Source organism: Streptomyces sp. NPDC045695, assembly GCF_056432025.1.
Window position 1 is genome coordinate 189,176 of the sequence record NZ_JBWKJU010000006.1, and the last position, 16,241, is coordinate 205,416.

The following is a 16,241-nucleotide window of genomic DNA, read 5'->3' on the forward strand; positions in this document are numbered from 1 at the left end:
TCCGGCCTCATCCACCGGGCCGACGGCCCCAGGCCGTGAGCATCCCCGGGGACAGCGCCGCGCAGTCGGGAGAGTCGAGGTACCGGATCGCCGCGTCGACGTCCCCGTCGTCCACGAGCCCGGTCGCGGTCATCGACTCCCGGGCGCGGTTCCACGTCTGCGCCCAGAAACGGCTGATGGGGCTGCCGGGGACGAGGGGCGGAACGTGGATCTCCGCGGCCACGGAGGTCAGTCCCAGACCGCGCAGCACCTGCGGGTAGCGCGGCGTGCCGGAGACGTCGGTGCCGATGGTGTCGTGCAGGCCCTGCCACATGGCCTGCACGGCCCGCGTGTACGGGCTCACGGGCGCGAGGTCGGTGGTCAGGTCGATCGCATCGCTGAGCACCAGCGTTCCGCCGGGCAGGAGCAGCTCGCCGAGGCGCGCGATCAGCTCACGGCGGGCAGGCAGGTGCATCAGCACGAAACGGGCGTGGACCAGGTGGAACCGTCCGGGGGCGAACCCGGGGGCGCCGACGTCCGTCTCCAGGACGTCGAGTCCGGGCTGCGGACGGGCGGCGAGGAAGCGGACGTCGCGGTCCACGGCCAGCACCCTCGTGACGCCGAGCTCCCCGAGCAGCCGGCGGGCCACGCTGCCCGTGCCCGCTCCCACGTCGAGGCAGCTCCAACCGGGCCCTGCACCCAGCTCGCGCAGCCGGGCGATCGAGAGGTCGTCGTAGGCGAGCGCGCCGAGGTCGATGCGGGCGTCCTCGCCCGCACGATCGGGCGGGAACACCGTCGTGCCGTAATCGCCGGGCGCGCGGACGTGCCGGGGCTCTTCATCGCCGGTCGGAACAGGTGGGTACACCGCTCGCCACCGCCTCGGGGGATCTCTGTGCGCAGGGGGCCCCGCGTGGTCCAGTATCGGCCACCGTGCGCGATGTGCCAGGCGGCATGCGGCGCCGATCCCGCCGTGACACGCTGGGCTCGGGCTTCGGCAGGGACGTCCGCGGCGAACGGAGCGTGCTGTGAGCGGTCCGGTGCACCTCCCTGGGCGGTACGCCGTCACAGAGGGGCACCTCGTCCATCGTGGGGCTCGCCTGGTCTTCGAAGACGCCGGTGCGGGGCCGCTGGCCGTGTACGCCCACGGCGGCTTCGTCAGCCGGGCCGTCGAGGACCGCATGGGCCTCTTCGACTGGCGGCCGGTCCTGGACGCGGGGCGACGACTGGTCCGCTACGACGCGCGGGCGCACGGCGGGTCCACGGGCGGGCCCTCACCCGCCGACTACACCTACCCCTCCCTCGCCGACGACCTGCTGGCCCTGCTCGCCCATCTGGGTGCCGACCGGCCCGTCGACGGCATGGGGGCCTCGATGGGATGCGGCACCCTGCTGCACGCGGCGCTCCGGGCGCCCGAGCGGTTCTCCCGGCTGGTGCTCCTGATTCCGCCGACGGCGTGGACGACGCGGGGGGCCTACGCCCGGGCCAACCGGCGCTCCGCCGACACGGTCGAACAGGACGGGCTGGACGCCTGGCTCGCCGGCCGGCGTGAGCCGCCCCCCGCGGTGGTGGCCGACGTCCCCCAGTTCCCGCCGACGCCCGCCGAGCACGCGCTGCCGGCCGTCCTGCGCGGCCTGGCACAGTCCGACCTGCCGTCGCCCGCCGAGCTCGCGGGCCTGCGCCTGCCGGCGTTGATCCTGGCCTGGGTGGACGACCCCGGTCACCCCCTGTCCACCGCGCGAACGCTGGCCGGCGCACTGCCCCGGGCGCAGCTGCACGTGTCGGCGACGCGCGCGGACATCCGTACCTGGGGGCAGCGCGCCGCGGAGTTCCTGACCACCACCTAGGCGCTCAGAGACGGCTCCTGCTGCCGCCCGGTTCGGCCAGCCGACGGTGCACGGCCGCCTTCGCACGGCTGGGCAGGGCGTGCCCGGCCAGCTCCTGGGTGCGGGTGTGCAGCGAGCCCGCCACCACTTGGGCGCGGCCCTCGACCATGGCCTCGTACGCCTGCCGGGCCACCAGGGCGGGATCGTCCTTCCTGGACCGGCCGAGCCGGGTATTGAGCAAGCCCGCCCGGACGAAGAAGCGGGTGTCCGTGGGCCCGGGCATCAGCACGGTGACCGTGACGCCCGTGCCGCGCAGCTCATCGCGCAGCGCCAGGCCGAAGGACCGCAGGAAGGCCTTGGAGGCGTTGTACACCGCGTGGTACGGCCCCGGGATCCGCGCCGCGACCGAGGAGGTGATCAGGAGGCGCCCCGCGCCCTGCGCCGTCAGGTCCTCCAGCAGGCACCGCGACAGGTGGACCGTCGAGCTGATGTTGAGATCGATCACGCGGGTCAGATCGGCGAGGTCGGTCTCCAGGAACGCGCCGCCGTGGCCGATCCCGGCATTGAGCATCACGGTGCTCGGGGGCCGCCGCAGCGCCCGCACCTCCCGGACCAGGGTCTCCACCCCCGCGCGGGTGGCGAGGTCCGCCCGGACCGCCCGCACCTCCTGCGCGTGCACGTCCAAACGGGCGGCCGCGGCGTGGATCGCCTGCTCCTCGGCGGCGACGACCAGATCGTGGCCGTGGTCGGCTGCCTCCCGGGCCAGCTCGAAGCCGATCCCGCTGGAGGCGCCGGTGACGACGGCCAACGGACGGGGCGCGTTCATACGCGGCGCCTACCCGCGCCGGGAGCGCCCACACGCCGGGCCGCTCGCGGTTGCAGGCCCGTCCGGGGCGGCGCGGTGTGCCGCTCCGGACGGGTGGTGGCCAGGACGCGGGGTCCGGCCGGTTTCAGGTGTGGAGGCGGCTGTTCACACCGTCGTGGTCGTCGGCGTGCTCGTCGTCGAACCAGTAGTCACCGGCGGCGAGGTAGCGAAAGGCGTGCGTCTTGCGCCCGGGCAGCTCGACGGTGACGGCGCGCTGGCCGTCCTTGCGGGCCGTCAGGACGTGGACCCCCGGCTGCCAGTCGTTGAAGTCGCCGACCACGCTGACCGGACCGGGAGGCGTTTCCGCCGGGAGGACGAAGGTGATCTCGGTGCCGTTCTTGCGCTGCTTGCGTTCGAGCAAGGTGGAACTCCTGTCGGGAGGAACGCGGTCGCGGGGGGCCGGCCCCATGTGGCTGGGATGAGCGCGTCCACTGTGACACCGGGGAGTCGGCCCGGGTGGCGGGGCACGATGTCGGCGTTCCGGGTCGCCGCGGTTTCACCCGTACGCCACTTCCTGGGATCACGGCAGTGCGCCCGCGTCGAACCGGGGGAGGCCCCCGGGGGAGGCCCCCGGGGGAGGCCCCCGGGGGAGGCCCCCGGGGGAGGCCTCCTCCCGCTGCGGCCACCCCGGCCGCCGGGCAGGGCCCCGCCGTTCACTCCAGCGCGGTGGCGGCCACGGACAGGTCCGCCACCAGACCCGCGAAGGCGGACTCCCGGTCGTCCGCCCGCAGGACGGCCGACGGATGCACCGTCGCCAGCAACTGCCCGTGACCCGCGTCCTGCTCCCCGCCGCCCAGCACGGGCATCGGCAGCAGGACGCCCCGGCGCTCACCCACGCGGAACGAGGAGCCGAGCAGCGCCTTGCCCGCCGTACCCCCCAGCACCACGAGCACCTCCGGGTCGACCAGCCGCAGTTCCGCCGCGAGCCACGGCCGGCAGGCCGTCATCTCGCGCAGGCTCGGCGCCTTGTGGATGCGGCGCTTGCCGCGCGGGGCCATCGTGAACTTGAAGTGTTTGACCGCGTTGGTCACGTACGGTTCCTCGTCCCCGAGGCCCGCCTCGTCCAGGGCCCTGCGCAGCAACTGCCCGGCCGGGCCCACGAACGGCTCGCCCTGCCGGTCCTCCTGGTCGCCCGGCTGCTCGCCCACCAGCATCAGCCGCGCGGGCGCGGGCCCCCTGCCGAAGACCGTCTGGGTCGCGTCCTGGAACAGCGGGCAGCCCCGGCAGCCGGCGGCCGCCCGCCGCAGGACCGGCAAGCCGCCCCTCGGCGGCAGGTAGGGGCTCGCGTCGTACTGCCGGCCGTCGGCCGCGGCCGGGTCGGCGCCCGTCCCGGCCCTGGTGCTCACGCTCATCGCCACCACCTCCGTTCCGGCCGCGTCGGCGGATCGCGGCCGGCTCATGCGGCGCGCAGACGGTCGGCCGCGTCCGGGGTCAGGCTCACCCGTACGAGGCCGTCCGCGAGCCGGGTGAAATCGTGCGGCGGGACGAGCCCGGCGAGGGCCTTCGGCGTGCGGGGCAGGCCGACGCCGGACGCCGCCTCGCGGACGCGCGCGTCGACGTAGGGGCGCAGCTCCGGCCAGACCGCCTGGGTTTCGCGGCAGAAGACGTCGGCGCCGGTGGGGCCGATCCTGGGCACCTCCTGAACCAGCTCCCGCACGCGGGCGCGGTCGCCCCCGGCTTCCTCCCGTAGCGCCCGGAGGTCACCGTGCCAGCGGTCGAGCAGCAGGTGCGCCCCGTCGCCCAGCGCGGTGGCCGTGCTCTCGTCGTACCTGCGGTAGTGCGCGCGCCCGAGCGCGTCCACCCGGTCCTGCCAGCTGGATCCCGCCATCTTGCGCGGGGTGCGCAGCCCCGCCGCGAACAGCTCCCGGGCCGCCGCGACGGCCGTCGTCGCACGGATCGGCGCCGACAGCAGGACGCACAGCACCAAGACCTGGTAGAGCGGAGCCGGAGTGTTCCGCAGGCGGATGCCGGCCTCGTGCGCGTACGTCTCGCCGTACTCGCGCACGATCCGGCGGGCCATCGTCGTCGCGTTCATCGGCGCGTCCTCGCTGAGCCTGCGGCCGGCACGGGGCCGGCCTCCTCGCTGCCGTCAGCGCCTGCCCAGCCTCCCGCGGACCAATCGCGCGGGCGAAGGCTACTTCGCCGCCGCGCTGTCGTCCCGGTCCCGGTTCCGGCGGCGATCGCGCCCGCGCCCGCGCAGGCGCAGGCGCCCGCGCAGGCCCTCAAGGCGGCCCGCGCGCCGGGTGCGGGTGTGGTGGTCCAGTTCCTCCAGCAGGCGCTGCGAGCGCTTGTCCACGCCCAGTTCGTCGAGGACCCGGTCGATCTCGGCGAGCAGCGCGCCGTGCAGCTGCCAGTGCAGCGGATCCTCGCGGGCGTCCTCCAGCAGCAGCCGCGCGAGCCGGTCGCGGTGCGTCCGGGCCACCGCCAGCTCCGCGGTCAGGAGGGCCTCCGCATCCTCGGCGTTGGCGCTGACCTGCGCGGTGATCAGCTGGGCGAAGCTCTCCACGGCGACGGCGGTGTGACGCAGCACCTGCTGCAACGCGTCCGCGGTCTCGGCCGCGAAGAGCGGACCGTCGGGCCGGGCCCTGGCCAGGTCGGTGAGCGTACGGCAGGCCACGCGGAGCACCACCGCGCAGATCTCCAAGGTGTCCAGGCCCGTGCGCAGGACCAGCCGGAACAGCAGGCCCTCCTTGACCCGGGGATTGAGCCGCAGGCTGTCCTCGGCCTGTCGCAGGGCGGCATCGACCTGCGCGACGTCGTTGTCGAGGCGGCGGGCCTCGTGGAGCCGGGCCGCGGCCTGTTCGACCTTGGCCGGTCCGAGGGGTTCCTCGCCGAGGTGGTCGAGCAACCGGCTCATCCGGGCGGCGAGGTCGGTGATCGCGGCCCCGGCGGGGCCGACCCAGAGGGGCGGCGCCAGGAGCAGGTTGACCAGCAGCCCGACCGCCGCGCCGATCAGCGTCTCCAGGACCCGGTCCCAGGCCGTGTCCGCGACCTGGGTGACACCCAGGACGAGCATGGCGCTGATCGCGACCTCGGGGACGAACTCGTCGACGCGGACCAGGTGGCCCACCACGAGGGAGGCCAGGATGAGCAGGCCCAGGCTCCACCAGGTCAGGCCGACCAGCACGCTGAAGCCGATCGCGATCAGGACACCGACGACCACCGAGTTCACCCGCCGGATGCTGGTGGTCAAGGTCGAGTAGAGGGTGACCTGGACGACGAGCAGGGCGGTCAGTGGCGCGGTCAGCGGATTTGGCTCGCTGCTCAGGCGGAGTGCGACCACATAGCTGACGACGGCCGCCGCGGTGGAGCGCAGGGCCTGGACGGCCACGGGCTCGCGGCGCCGCCGGGCGACACGGGTGGCGAAGCTGCTGATCATTTCAGGCATACCCGTGTGCCTTCCCGCGTCGGCCCCGAATGACGCGTTACAGGCGTTTCGTCCTACGCCACTGCGTCACGACGGGGCATTCGGCGGTTGCACGGTTCGGCGGTCGTGGCGCGGGGACCCGCCCGCGGCCCCCCGCCCCCGGCTCAGACCGACGCGGTGTGGCCGGCCGGTACCTCCTCGCCCGGGGCCACCGGGCCGGGCGGGGTGCCGTCGCCGAAGGGCCGTCCCCCGAACGCCGCGCGGTGGTGCGGCTCCAGCCAGCCCGACAGGTCCGGGCCCTGTGGCACGATGCCGGTGGGGTTGATGTCGTCGTGCACCAGGTAGTAGTGCCGCTTGATGTGGTCGAAGTCGACGGTGTCGCCGAAACCCGGTGTCTGGAACAGGTCCCGCGCGTACGCCCACAGCACCGGCATCTCGCTCAGCTTGCGGCGGTTGCACTTGAAGTGGCTGTGGTAGACGGCGTCGAAGCGCACGAGCGTGGTGAACAGGCGTACGTCGGCCTCGGTGATCGTGTCGCCGACCAGGTACCGCGATCCCCCCAGCCGGTGCGACAGCCAGTCCAGCCGGGCGAAGAGGCGCTCGTAGGCCGAGGCGTACGCCTCCTGGGATCCGGCGAACCCGGCCCGGTAGACACCGTTGTTCACGTCCTCGTAGACCACGCTGTTGACCGCGTCGATCTCCGGCCGCAGAGCGGCCGGGTAGAGGTCGGGCGCCCCGGGCCGGTGGTGGGCCTTCCACTCCAGCGACAGGTCGATGGTCATCTGCGGGAAGTCGTTGGTCACCACCTGGCCCGACGGTACGTCCACGATCGCGGGCACCGTGACGCCGCGGTCGTAGCCGGGGTCGCGGGCGAGGTACGCGTCGCGCAGGCGTTCGATGCCGAGTACGGGATCACGGCCGCCGGGGTCGAGGTGGAAGGACCAGCTGCGCTCGTCGTGCTCCGGCCCCGCGACGGCCATGCCGAGCGCCGACTCCAGCCCCAGGAGCCTGCGTACGATCACCGCCCGGCTCGCCCACGGACAGGCGCGGCTGACCACCAGCCGGTAGCGGCCCGCCTCGACGGGGAAGCCGTCGCGGCCGTCCGCCGTGATGCGCGTGGTGATGTACCGGCTGTCGCGCGAGTACTCCTTGCCGCGGGTCACATAGCTCACGCCCTCGCGGCTACCCGCAAACCCCGGCGCCAAGCGGCGGACGCCCCCCAGGGTCGTGGCGGGCCGGACGTGCGATGCTCAAGGCATGAGCAACCAGCACCGGCGTCCCCGTAGCACCGTCCGTGCCGAAGCCCCTGGTGAGCCCGCCGAGGGGCGTGAGGAGCAGGTACCCGCGCACCCGGGGCCCGACCCGGTTCACCCCGAAGCCAGCAGGCCGGTCCCCGGGAAGAGTCCGGAGGAACTCCGGAGGCGGCAGGAACGGCAGATGAACCACGGCGACGAGCACGAGCACGAAGCCGAGCACTGACCGGCGCGCCGCTCGGGTCCGCGGCGGGAAGCCGGGTAGGCGCGGAACATGAACACTCACACCTTCGACGGATTCGACACCTACGACACCTTCGACGGGTCGACGGATCCGGGGCACTCATCGGCGCTCGACAAGGCGTCGGAGTCCTGGCTCATCGCCGTGGCCGCCATCGAGGGGACGACTGCCCTGGACCCGGTGATCCGCGTGCTGCAGCGCGGCATCCACGCGCTCCCGCTCGGCGGCGTCCGCGAGCTGCTGCGCGGCGAGCCGCTGGGCCATCCCGCCCATCCCGTCCTGGTACAGGTACCGATCGGCTGCTGGCTGTCGGCCGGGATCGTGGACGCGGTCCCCGGAGCACAGCGGGCGGCCACGGTCCTCACGGCCGTCGGCCTCGCCGGCGCCGCTCCGGCGGCGGTCGCCGGCTGGGCGGACTGGGCGGACCTGCCGCCGCGACAGGCCCGGCTCGGCGTCATCCACGCGGTGACGAACCTGGCCGCGGTCGGCTGCTACACGGCCTCGCTCATCGCCCGGCTCCGGGGCGAAGGGCTGAAGGGCCGCCTGTGGTCACTGGCCGGGCTGACCGCCGTCTCGGCGAGCGGCGCACTGGGCGGTCACATGGCCTACCGCAGGTACCAGGACGGCGACTAGGTTGCGGCGCGGCGGGGCCGGGGCCGATTATCGAATCGGGCACTGAACCGTGCTCGGACTTGGACCTGTCATGGCAGGTGATCGCCATGGAGAGCGTTTTCCACATCGCGGTGAGGCGCCGCGGCGCAACCGTGCACCTGACGCCGCGGGGCGAGCTCGACAGCGAGGCGGGGCCCGTCTTCGACCGGGTGCGCAGCGCGCTCGACGCAGACGTGGACGTGGCCGTGTGCGACATGGGCCGCCTGGAGTTGATGGACGTCAGCGGCCTGCACCACCTCCTCGACCTCGCGCACGCGGCGAACGCGCGGGGCGTCGCCTTCCTCGCCTGGCGGTGGCAGGGCCAGCCGGCGCGGCTGCTGACCCTGATCGACGGCCCCGGGCGGTTCGTCACGGCTGCGGGCGCCGACCGGGCGACGGTGGCCGCGCTGCTCCGTCACGACGCACAGGCCCGGGCGAGCGCGGCGCGCCACTGCGGCATCGACACCCTGCGGACACAGCAGCCCGCCGCGGCGGCGAGCTGAGCCGTCGGGGTGCCGTGTGCGTCAGGCCGGGCTCGCGGGTCGGGGAGACATGAGAGCGCGGGGGCAGGGCAGGCGCATGGACGGGCCCAGAAAGCCGACGCCGCAGCACAGGGGAGCGAGGATGACCCTCCACGTGCGACAGCACCGAGACCTGCACGGGACCAGCGCCGCCGCCACGGCACGCGACCTGACCCGTCACTTCTTCGACGAAGCCTGGCGCGGCGGCTGTTCCGTGCCGCCGGAGACCAGGGACACCACCCTGCTCCTCGTCAGCGAACTCGTCACCAACTCCATCCGACACACGGCCGACGGCTGCGCCCTGGACCTCGAACTGGAGGCCAACGGGGTCGGCGTAGGCGTCACCGACTACAGCAGCGCCGAGCCGCGGCGCAGGACGCCGGACCTCCAAGGGGGGAGTGGGGGCTGGGGCTGGGCACTGGTCAACCAGCTCGGCCGCGACGTCCAGATCCGCCACCGGCCCACCGGGAAGACCATCCACCTCCGCGTCCCGTTGGCTCCGGCCTGACCCCCCGGACACACACCCCTACGGACCCTCGTCGTAGGTCCCCATCTCGACCTCCAACGCCAGCTCCTGGAGGACCTCGATCGAGGAGACGTCCGTCCGGCCCTCATCGTGAGCCATCGCCAGACTGGTGAACGCCAGACTGAACCCCGAGACCATCGTGTGCAGGGCCGGGCCGAGCGCCTCGGCGACCAGGGCCGCCACCTCCTGCGGAGTGGCGTCGGCCGGCACGGTGATCGACGGCAGCATTTCGTTCAGGAGCTGCGTGGCCACTCCGGCCGTCGCCGCGGAACCGTCCTCGTCATCGTCCCGGCCGGCTTCGGTCGCCCGGCGGATGTCCTGGGCCTCGGTGAGGATGCCGATCACTCGTTTGAGCACCTCTGCGCGTTCCATCTTCTGGAGCGTAGCCCGCGACGTCCCCCCGGGCTCCTCACACCGGCCGGTCCCCTCCGGTTTCCGCCGAAGGCGGACGGGCAGCCGCCAAGGGGGACTCGACCGACGACCGAGGAGGCAGCCATGGACGAGCAGGGTGGCGCCGGAGGCATCCCCCCGCACGTGGGGCACGAGGAGCACGACGCGGGGCACGACACCCGGAAGGGCGAGCCGCGCACCACGCGCCCCGGAAAGGACACCCGCCCCGAAGAGGAGCGGACGGCCGCGGCCGACACCGATGAGGCGAGCCGCCTCGACCGGCCCAAGCCCGGGCCCGGCACGGCGCGCGGTCAGTGGGTGAGCCCGCGGGACGCGCAGAAGCGGGGCGAGGGCGAAAGGTGAGGCAGGGGTCCGGCGTCATCGCCTGAGCCGGCGCTCACGCCCGGGCGGCGAGGGGACCGCCGGAGGCGAAGGCCACGGCGGCGAACCGCTCGCCCATGCGACGGTGCGTCGCGGCGTCCGGGTGGAGCCGGTCGGGCAGCGGCAGCTCGGCGGAGTCCGCCTCGCCGTACAGTGCGCGGCCGTCGAGGTAGTGCAGGTGGGGGTCGTCGGCCGCCCGCTGCCGTACGAGCCGGGCGAGTTCGTCGCGGATGACGCCCAAGGTGAGCTTCCCGGTGGCCCGTTCCGCGGGGTCGCCGGTGGCTCGGAACCGTATCCGGCCCGCCTTCAGCTCCTCGAAGTCCGGGGCGCTGGGGCCGGGCGTGTCCTCGTGGATGGGGCAGAGGATCGGCGAGACCACCAGGAGCGGCGTCCTGGGGTGGCCCTCGCGGACGGTGTCGAGGAAGCCGTGCACCGCCGGGCCGAAGGCGCGCAGGCGCATCGCGTCGGTGTTGACGAGGTTGATGCCGATCTTGATGCTGATCAGGTCGGCGGGCGTGTCGCGCATCGCGCGGGCGGTGAACGGGTCGAGCAGGGCGCTGCCGCCCAGGCCCAGGTTGGTCAGCTCCACACCGCCGAGGAAACCGGCCACCGCCGGCCAGGTCGTACTGGGGCTCGCGGCGTCGGAGCCGTGGCTGATCGAGCTGCCGTGGTGCAGCCACCGGGCCCGGCCCCGGTCCGGCACGGGTTCAACGGGGGCGTCGGTGCGCAGGGCGACCAGCTCGATGGTCTCGTTGTACGGCAGCCAGATCTCGACGTCCTTGACGCGGTCCGGGAGCCCGGCGAACCGGGCGGTGCCGACCGGGCCCGGACGGCTCTGCGCCGAGCCGGTGGCCATGTCCACCGTGAGCACGTTGCCGCCGCTCACACCGGCCTGCCCGGCCGGCTGCCCGTCGACGATGAGGTCGTAGACGCCGTCGGGGCGGGGCGGCGCACCCGCGTAGGCCCGCTTGGTGCGGAGCGCGTCGAGCTCGATGACGGTGGCCCGGGTGCGCAGGACCACGCGTACGCCCGACGGCTGCGACTGTGCCATGGCCAGCTGGCCGTCGGTGTTCTGCGCGCGGGCCCGGGCGGGCAGCCGGTGCGGCAGCAGGCCGTGGGCGGTGTGCTCCAGGTCGAGGGCGCCCCGTATGAGGGCGGGGGTGAGGGGTGTGGTGATCCAGTGGAAGGGGGTGCTCATGGTTCCAGCCTGTCGTTCGCAGTGGTCGTACCCGGTGCGCCGCCGGGCGCGGGCCAGTTCCGCAGCAGGGCGTCGAGGGCGTCCAGCACCCGCGACCAGGATTCCTGCGCGTCGGGGGCGCTGTGGCTGAAGCTCCCGCCCCTCTCCAGGCTGATGTAGCCGTGGAAGACGCTGCCCAGGAGCCGGATGGCGTGGGTCTGGTCCGGTTCGGTCAGTTCGTAGCCGCGCAGGATCGCGCGGGTCATCTGTGCGTGCCTGCCGCCGGCACTGGCGGCCGCTTCTTCGGGGGTGAGCGTCAACTGGGCCGCGGCGTAGCGCCCGGGGTGCTCCCGGGCGTAGTCGCGGTAGGCGTTGGCGAAGGCGGTCAGGGCGTCCTTGCCGGCCCGCCCCGCGAGGGCCGCGGCCACGCGGTCGGCCAGTTCCTCCAGGGCGAGCAGGGCGATCCGCGCCTTGAGGTCGCGGGAGTTCCTGACGTGCGAGTACAGGCTCGCGACCTTCACGTCGAAGTGCCGGGCGAGCGCCGAGACGGTCACCTGGTCGAAGCCGACCTCGTCGGCGAGCTCCGCCCCCGCCCGGGTCAGCCGCTCCGTGGTCAGCCCTACGCGCACCATGCCCATCCTCCCTGTTCGCCTATAGGAATTATGAAGCTACCTAAAGTCTTTAGGCAAGCTGACCTGTCCTGAGGCGCAGGCGTCGGGCACGATACGGAGGTGCACACGACGACAGAACTGGTCCTGAGGGCGGCCGCGCTGGCCGGGCCGACCGGGCGGGGGAACCGCCGGATCCTCGGCATCGCGGGGCCGCCGGGGGCCGGGAAGTCGACCCTGGCCGCCCGGCTCGCCGCAGCACTCGGCCCCCGGAAGGCCGTGGTGGTCCCGATGGACGGGTTCCACCTGGCCGGGGCCGAGTTGGTCCGGCAGGGGCTGGCCGACCGCAAGGGAGCCCCGGAGACCTTCGACGCGGCCGGATACGCCTGCCTGCTGGACCGACTGCGCCGCCCGCGCGGAGCCACCGGAGCGACGGTGTACGCCCCCGCCTTCGACCGTTCCCTCGAAGAACCGATCGCGGGCAGCATCCCCGTCGCCCCCGAGGTCCCGCTGGTGATCACCGAGGGCAACTACCTGCTGCACGACGCGGGGGAGTGGGCGTCGGTGCGGCCGCTGCTGGACGAGGCCTGGTATCTCGCCCCGGACGAGGAACTGCGCGTACGGCGCCTGGTCGAGCGGCACGTACGCCACGGCAAGGATCCGGCGTACGCGCGCGCCTGGGTGGCCCGTTCGGACGAGGCGAACGCCCGCCTCATCGCCCCGGGCCGCCACCGCGCCGACCTCGTCCTCGACGCCGGCTGACCGGCGCGGCGCCCGGTCTAGGCGGGGTCGTGACGCTGTTAGGGTGACGTGCGCCCGTCAAGGCGGGCTTCCACAGGTACTGATATTCCAACGGGGTTGAACGTGAAGCTTCGCCATGTCCGTGCGGTTGCCGTCTTCGGAATCGCGGTCGTAGCACTCACCGGAGCCCGTGGCTCCCACGGCGGCAGCTGCGGCGGTGGCCACAGTTCCGGTTCGAGCTCCAGCAGCTCCTCGAGCGGCGGTAGCACCGGCGGCAGCAGCAGCGGCAGTGACGGTTCCAGCACCAGCTCCAGCGGTAGTTCGAGCAGTGGCACCGTCAGCGGCGGCACCAGCAGCAACAACAAGGCCGAGCGCGACATCAAGATCGACAGCTGCAAGCTGGACGACGCGGGCAAGAACCTGGTCGCCAAGGTCACCGTCACCAACAGCGGTTCGCTGGACTACACCTACAACATCACCATGAAGTTCCACGGGAACGCCACCTCGACGGCGACCCCCGCCCAGGCCAACGTCACCGGCCTCACGGTCAAGGCGGGCGCCTCCCGTCAGGCCGAGGCGACGACGGCGTACACGGGCAAGGGCGACGGCAGCGAGTACAAGGAATGCGTCGTCGCCAGCGCGACGAAGAACGCCCTCTGACGCACCCCGCCCTTTGACGCACCCCACCGCCCGGGCGGTCGCCTGAGCAGCGGCCGGACGGGATCCAGGCCCCGTCGGTCTCACACCGGCGGGGTCGTTCTCGTGTACGCAGTGTCGCCCACACGGAAAACGCTTGGACGGCGCGGACGCGTGCGCGGACACTGCGGTTCCGGGTCTGCCACACGACACCACAGGGTTGCCATGGGGATGGGATCGTCCGCGTCAGGAGGGGCTGCGCCCGCATCGGGCCCGGTGTTCGTCGCACTTCGTTACTACGGGCGGGAGTTGGCGCGGCTGCGGTGGCTGACGGTGCCCACCATGCTGCTGCCGGCCCTGGGCAACATCGGCATCGACTGCCTCGCCCCGCTTTCATCGCGAAACCTCTACGTGATCGGCATGGACGAACTCTTCGCGAAGTTCCGCGCGTGGATGACGTGGTCTCCCCGCCCCCGAACGCTCAAGCGGTGACCAGTACATGCTGGTCACCGCTTGTGGTCAGGCCAATGCCGGGCTCACCACCACGCGCCGGCGGACAGTGGGCCGACCGGTTGCCTAGCGGGGAACCCGATGGGGGACATGCAGGCTCCGCCTTCGCCCTCCCAGGCGTCTTCCCGGTCCCGGACGTCGGGCCTTCGGCCGATGACGGCTTCGGCGGCGATCAGTGCGCCCGCGGTGAGGACGCTGCCGGGGACGGAGGCCGCTGCCATCAGGCGGGCCGCGGCGGCGGGTGCCGTCTGGGGTGGGACGACGAGGAGGTCCCAGCGGCCGACGGTGTAGGAGAGCAGGATCAGCTTGTCGGGGTCCTGCTCGGTGAACCAGCCCACGTGCACGGTGTGCCCGGCGACGGGAACCTTGGGCGGAATGACCGGCCAGCGGTCGGGGTTCACAGTGACGCGGGTGATGCGCCCCCAAGGCTCGGCCAAGGCGGCTACGAGAACAGGGAGTTCGGCTTCGAGATCACGGGAACGGGGCCACCAGGCACCGTCCAGTTGCCCAGCGAGGGCGGTCTTCGGCGTGAGCGCGAGGCGAGCGGGGCGAGGAGGCGCGGCAGCGGGAAGCGCGGGTGACGTGGTGGCAGCTGTGGCACGTTCCAGGGTGATGGCCATGGAGAAGACCTGTCCCCGGGCCGCCCGCAGTTTGACGGCCCGGCGTATTGATCGCCGGAAATGACACCTGAGTTGCGTCCGGTGCGCGAAATACTCCCGGTATCTCCATCGTACTCCGGTACGAAGATCAAAAGCGCATCTGACCAGGTATTTCGGCTGAGACGGAGGTTCACGCTCCGGCCGTCTGCGCGGCCGACGTGGTCAGGGCGCAGTTGACGTCGACCACGCCTTCCACAGCGCGTGCGCGGCGTGCTGCCACCGGAATGAGCGATCCGTCGAGGATGCCACCGGACAGGGTGACGACGCCGTGGCGGACATCGACCCGCACCCTGTGCTGTGCGAGCGGGAACAGTCGGCCGACCACCTCGCGCCGTACCTCATCAGCCAGTTCACTGTCCGGTCGGAGGAACACCTTGAGTAGATCGGTGCGGCTGACGATGCCCTGGAGGGTGCCGACAGGGTCGACGACCAGCAGTCGCTTGATGTGCCGTTCCGCGATGAGCCGGGCCGCCTTGGCCAAGGTCGAGCCGGCCTTCAGCGTGTCACCAGCCGCTGCAGCTGCGTGACGCTGACGACAACTCTCGTCATCACGTCGCGGACGAGACGCGGACTGGAGGTCATGGCGAGGTCCTCGATGAGAAGGCGCGAGCTTCTCCGGGTTGGCCTGGAGAGCGGCGGTAGTCCTTCCGGCGGAGGAGACTCTGCTATCCACCTTCCCACGTCGACGGCAAGGGCCGGACGGGCCTGTCAGGCCCTGGTGCGGGCCCGTCCGGCCCTGTCCGGGACCCGCGTGGCGGCTACAGCATGAGGTGACCTTTGCAGAGAACGGAATACACATGGAGAGGTGGCGTCATGAAGGCACTCGTCTTCCAGGAGCCGGGGCGCACCGCGTGGCAGGAGGTGCCGGATCCGGGCATCAAGGACCCGGGCGACGTGATCGTGCGCGTCGACGCGGTGACCATCTGCGGGACAGACCTGCACATCGTCAAGGGGGACCTGCCGGAGGTGACTCCGGGTCGCGTACTCGGGCACGAGGCCGTGGGCACGGTGGTGGAGATCGGCGGTGATGTCCGCTCGGTGCGGCCCGGCGACCGGGTGCTGGTGTCCTGCATCTCCTCGTGCGGCCGGTGCCGGTTCTGCCGGGAGAGCCGCTACGGACAGTGCCGCGGGGGCGGCGGCTGGGTACTCGGGCACACCATCGACGGTACCCAGGCCGAGTACGTCCGCGTGCCGTTCGCCGACCTTTCCGTGTACCCGCTGTCGAGCACGGTCGACAGCGCCGACGCCGTCCTGCTCGCGGACATCTTCCCCACCTCCTACGAGGTGGGAGTACTGAACGCCAGTGTGCGGCCCGGGGACACCGTCGTCGTGGTCGGCGCCGGGCCCGTGGGACTCGCGGCCATCGCCACGGCCCGGCTCTACTCACCGGCCCGCGTCATCGCCGTCGACCTCGCGCCCTCCCGTCTGGCGAAGGCGCGGGAGCTGGGGGCGGACGCGGTCGTGAACGCCGCCGAGGAACCGGAAAGGCTCGTGGGAGACCTGACCGACGGTCTCGGCGCGGACGTCGTCATGGAGGCCGTCGGCGTACCCGAGACCTTCGAGATGTGCACCCGCATGGTCCGCCCGGGCGGCCGGGTCGCGAACATCGGCGTCCACGGCAAACCCGCGACCCTGCACCTCGAAGACCTGTGGATCAAGGACGTCACCATCACCACCGGCCTCGTGGACACCAGCTCCACCCCGATGCTGCTGCGCATGCTGGCGGCGGGACGGCTGCCTACCTCGTCGCTGATCACCCACCGTTTCGAGCTGGGGCAGATGGAGGAGGCGTACGAGGTGTTCTCCCGCGCCGGCGAGACCGGCGCGCTGAAGGTCGTGCTGGGCGGGCCGCGCCACGACGACCTGGCCGTTTCGAACCCTTCGCGCGTCCAGAAGACCTGACGACCCGGGTG

Annotated in this window: 21 protein-coding genes; 9 read left to right on the forward strand and 12 right to left on the reverse strand. The window is 72.8% G+C overall.

Annotated features, from left to right (window positions below; genetic code table 11):
- Window positions 1-7: 7 nt before the first annotated feature.
- Complete coding sequence (locus AC07DU_RS13580; RefSeq protein ID WP_479111376.1) at window positions 8-772, reverse strand: class I SAM-dependent methyltransferase; 765 nt, start codon at window positions 770-772, stop codon at window positions 8-10.
- A gap of 232 nt (window positions 773-1,004) precedes the next feature.
- Here AC07DU_RS13580 and AC07DU_RS13585 point away from each other — a divergent pair, with 232 nt between their 5' ends.
- The gene (locus AC07DU_RS13585) at window positions 1,005-1,823 is read left to right on the forward strand and encodes an alpha/beta fold hydrolase (RefSeq protein ID WP_479111378.1); all 819 of its coding nucleotides are present in this window, start codon (window positions 1,005-1,007) and stop codon (window positions 1,821-1,823) included.
- 4 nt (window positions 1,824-1,827) lie between these two features.
- On the opposite strand, the gene AC07DU_RS13590 is transcribed toward AC07DU_RS13585, so the two are convergent.
- The 6 genes from AC07DU_RS13590 to AC07DU_RS13615 all read right to left on the reverse strand — a co-directional run bounded on the left by AC07DU_RS13590 (window position 1,828) and on the right by AC07DU_RS13615 (window position 7,206).
- Window positions 1,828-2,628, reverse strand: coding sequence for an SDR family NAD(P)-dependent oxidoreductase (locus AC07DU_RS13590; protein WP_479111380.1), 801 nt, complete (start codon window positions 2,626-2,628; stop codon window positions 1,828-1,830).
- 124 nt (window positions 2,629-2,752) lie between these two features.
- Window positions 2,753-3,028 carry an isoamylase early set domain-containing protein gene (locus AC07DU_RS13595; protein ID WP_360903618.1) on the reverse strand — a complete coding sequence of 92 codons (276 nt, stop codon included), beginning with the start codon at window positions 3,026-3,028 and terminating at the stop codon, window positions 2,753-2,755.
- Window positions 3,029-3,320: 292 nt separating this feature from the next.
- Window positions 3,321-4,019 carry a UdgX family uracil-DNA binding protein gene (locus tag AC07DU_RS13600; RefSeq protein WP_479111382.1) on the reverse strand — a complete coding sequence of 233 codons (699 nt, stop codon included), beginning with the start codon at window positions 4,017-4,019 and terminating at the stop codon, window positions 3,321-3,323.
- Window positions 4,020-4,063: 44 nt separating this feature from the next.
- Window positions 4,064-4,702 carry an endonuclease gene (locus AC07DU_RS13605; protein WP_360903612.1) on the reverse strand — a complete coding sequence of 213 codons (639 nt, stop codon included), beginning with the start codon at window positions 4,700-4,702 and terminating at the stop codon, window positions 4,064-4,066.
- A 99-nt stretch (window positions 4,703-4,801) separates the two neighbouring features.
- Window positions 4,802-6,055 (reverse strand): FUSC family protein, encoded by a 1,254-nt coding sequence (locus tag AC07DU_RS13610; protein ID WP_479111384.1) that lies wholly within the window; start codon window positions 6,053-6,055, stop codon window positions 4,802-4,804.
- A gap of 143 nt (window positions 6,056-6,198) precedes the next feature.
- Window positions 6,199-7,206 carry a glutathione S-transferase family protein gene (locus tag AC07DU_RS13615; protein WP_479111386.1) on the reverse strand — a complete coding sequence of 336 codons (1,008 nt, stop codon included), beginning with the start codon at window positions 7,204-7,206 and terminating at the stop codon, window positions 6,199-6,201.
- Window positions 7,207-7,561: 355 nt separating this feature from the next.
- On the opposite strand from AC07DU_RS13615, the gene AC07DU_RS13620 reads away from it, so the two are divergent.
- The 3 genes from AC07DU_RS13620 (at window position 7,562) to AC07DU_RS13630 (ending at window position 9,208) form a co-directional block, all read left to right on the forward strand.
- Window positions 7,562-8,161, forward strand: a complete 600-nt coding sequence (locus tag AC07DU_RS13620) for a DUF2231 domain-containing protein (protein ID WP_479111388.1) — start codon at window positions 7,562-7,564, stop codon at window positions 8,159-8,161.
- A gap of 86 nt (window positions 8,162-8,247) precedes the next feature.
- Window positions 8,248-8,682: an STAS domain-containing protein gene (locus AC07DU_RS13625; RefSeq protein ID WP_479111390.1), complete on the forward strand. Its 435-nt coding sequence runs from the start codon at window positions 8,248-8,250 to the stop codon at window positions 8,680-8,682.
- 133 nt (window positions 8,683-8,815) lie between these two features.
- Complete coding sequence (locus tag AC07DU_RS13630; RefSeq protein ID WP_479111392.1) at window positions 8,816-9,208, forward strand: ATP-binding protein; 393 nt, start codon at window positions 8,816-8,818, stop codon at window positions 9,206-9,208.
- An 18-nt stretch (window positions 9,209-9,226) separates the two neighbouring features.
- Here the strand turns inward: AC07DU_RS13630 and AC07DU_RS13635 are convergent, their stop codons facing one another.
- Entirely contained in the window at window positions 9,227-9,598 is a 372-nt protein-coding gene (locus AC07DU_RS13635) for a hypothetical protein (protein WP_360902619.1), read from the reverse strand.
- A 123-nt stretch (window positions 9,599-9,721) separates the two neighbouring features.
- On the opposite strand from AC07DU_RS13635, the gene AC07DU_RS13640 reads away from it, so the two are divergent.
- Window positions 9,722-9,979, forward strand: coding sequence for a hypothetical protein (locus AC07DU_RS13640; protein WP_479111394.1), 258 nt, complete (start codon window positions 9,722-9,724; stop codon window positions 9,977-9,979).
- 34 nt (window positions 9,980-10,013) lie between these two features.
- Here the strand turns inward: AC07DU_RS13640 and AC07DU_RS13645 are convergent, their stop codons facing one another.
- Window positions 10,014-11,195: an SGNH/GDSL hydrolase family protein gene (locus AC07DU_RS13645; protein ID WP_479111396.1), complete on the reverse strand. Its 1,182-nt coding sequence runs from the start codon at window positions 11,193-11,195 to the stop codon at window positions 10,014-10,016.
- Window positions 11,192-11,806 carry a TetR/AcrR family transcriptional regulator gene (locus AC07DU_RS13650; RefSeq protein ID WP_479111398.1) on the reverse strand — a complete coding sequence of 205 codons (615 nt, stop codon included), beginning with the start codon at window positions 11,804-11,806 and terminating at the stop codon, window positions 11,192-11,194. Before AC07DU_RS13650 ends, AC07DU_RS13645 begins: the two co-directional genes overlap by 4 nt.
- Window positions 11,807-11,905: 99 nt before the next feature.
- Between AC07DU_RS13650 and AC07DU_RS13655 the strand changes: the two genes are divergently transcribed.
- The 3 genes from AC07DU_RS13655 to AC07DU_RS13665 all read left to right on the forward strand — a co-directional run bounded on the left by AC07DU_RS13655 (window position 11,906) and on the right by AC07DU_RS13665 (window position 13,651).
- Window positions 11,906-12,544 carry a nucleoside/nucleotide kinase family protein gene (locus tag AC07DU_RS13655; protein ID WP_479111400.1) on the forward strand — a complete coding sequence of 213 codons (639 nt, stop codon included), beginning with the start codon at window positions 11,906-11,908 and terminating at the stop codon, window positions 12,542-12,544.
- A gap of 102 nt (window positions 12,545-12,646) precedes the next feature.
- The gene (locus AC07DU_RS13660; protein ID WP_479111402.1) at window positions 12,647-13,183 is read left to right on the forward strand and encodes a hypothetical protein; all 537 of its coding nucleotides are present in this window, start codon (window positions 12,647-12,649) and stop codon (window positions 13,181-13,183) included.
- Window positions 13,184-13,435: 252 nt separating this feature from the next.
- Window positions 13,436-13,651 carry a hypothetical protein gene (locus AC07DU_RS13665; RefSeq protein ID WP_479111404.1) on the forward strand — a complete coding sequence of 72 codons (216 nt, stop codon included), beginning with the start codon at window positions 13,436-13,438 and terminating at the stop codon, window positions 13,649-13,651.
- Between the two features lie 44 nt (window positions 13,652-13,695).
- Here the strand turns inward: AC07DU_RS13665 and AC07DU_RS13670 are convergent, their stop codons facing one another.
- The gene (locus AC07DU_RS13670; protein WP_479111406.1) at window positions 13,696-14,289 is read right to left on the reverse strand and encodes a DUF5994 family protein; all 594 of its coding nucleotides are present in this window, start codon (window positions 14,287-14,289) and stop codon (window positions 13,696-13,698) included.
- Between the two features lie 169 nt (window positions 14,290-14,458).
- Complete coding sequence (locus AC07DU_RS13675) at window positions 14,459-15,127, reverse strand: CBS domain-containing protein (protein ID WP_479111408.1); 669 nt, start codon at window positions 15,125-15,127, stop codon at window positions 14,459-14,461.
- A 14-nt stretch (window positions 15,128-15,141) separates the two neighbouring features.
- Between AC07DU_RS13675 and AC07DU_RS13680 the strand changes: the two genes are divergently transcribed.
- Window positions 15,142-16,230 carry a zinc-dependent alcohol dehydrogenase family protein gene (locus tag AC07DU_RS13680; protein ID WP_479111410.1) on the forward strand — a complete coding sequence of 363 codons (1,089 nt, stop codon included), beginning with the start codon at window positions 15,142-15,144 and terminating at the stop codon, window positions 16,228-16,230.
- Window positions 16,231-16,241 lie beyond the last annotated feature (11 nt).

Excerpts from the sequence above, each read along its gene's own strand:
- AC07DU_RS13590 (WP_479111380.1), bottom strand. The coding sequence starts at position 2,628 with ATGAACGCGCCCCGTCCGTTGGCCGTCGTCACCGGCGCCTCCAGCGGG.
- AC07DU_RS13600 (WP_479111382.1), bottom strand. The coding sequence starts at position 4,019 with ATGAGCGTGAGCACCAGGGCCGGGACGGGCGCCGACCCGGCCGCGGCC.
- AC07DU_RS13605 (WP_360903612.1), bottom strand. The coding sequence starts at position 4,702 with ATGAACGCGACGACGATGGCCCGCCGGATCGTGCGCGAGTACGGCGAG.
- AC07DU_RS13610 (WP_479111384.1), bottom strand. The coding sequence starts at position 6,055 with ATGCCTGAAATGATCAGCAGCTTCGCCACCCGTGTCGCCCGGCGGCGC.
- AC07DU_RS13620 (WP_479111388.1), top strand. The coding sequence starts at position 7,562 with ATGAACACTCACACCTTCGACGGATTCGACACCTACGACACCTTCGAC.
- AC07DU_RS13625 (WP_479111390.1), top strand. The coding sequence starts at position 8,248 with ATGGAGAGCGTTTTCCACATCGCGGTGAGGCGCCGCGGCGCAACCGTG.
- AC07DU_RS13635 (WP_360902619.1), bottom strand. The coding sequence starts at position 9,598 with ATGGAACGCGCAGAGGTGCTCAAACGAGTGATCGGCATCCTCACCGAG.
- AC07DU_RS13640 (WP_479111394.1), top strand. The coding sequence starts at position 9,722 with ATGGACGAGCAGGGTGGCGCCGGAGGCATCCCCCCGCACGTGGGGCAC.
- AC07DU_RS13645 (WP_479111396.1), bottom strand. The coding sequence starts at position 11,195 with ATGAGCACCCCCTTCCACTGGATCACCACACCCCTCACCCCCGCCCTC.
- AC07DU_RS13650 (WP_479111398.1), bottom strand. The coding sequence starts at position 11,806 with ATGGTGCGCGTAGGGCTGACCACGGAGCGGCTGACCCGGGCGGGGGCG.
- AC07DU_RS13670 (WP_479111406.1), bottom strand. The coding sequence starts at position 14,289 with ATGGCCATCACCCTGGAACGTGCCACAGCTGCCACCACGTCACCCGCG.
- AC07DU_RS13675 (WP_479111408.1), bottom strand. The coding sequence starts at position 15,127 with ATGTGTATTCCGTTCTCTGCAAAGGTCACCTCATGCTGTAGCCGCCAC.
- AC07DU_RS13680 (WP_479111410.1), top strand. The coding sequence starts at position 15,142 with ATGAAGGCACTCGTCTTCCAGGAGCCGGGGCGCACCGCGTGGCAGGAG.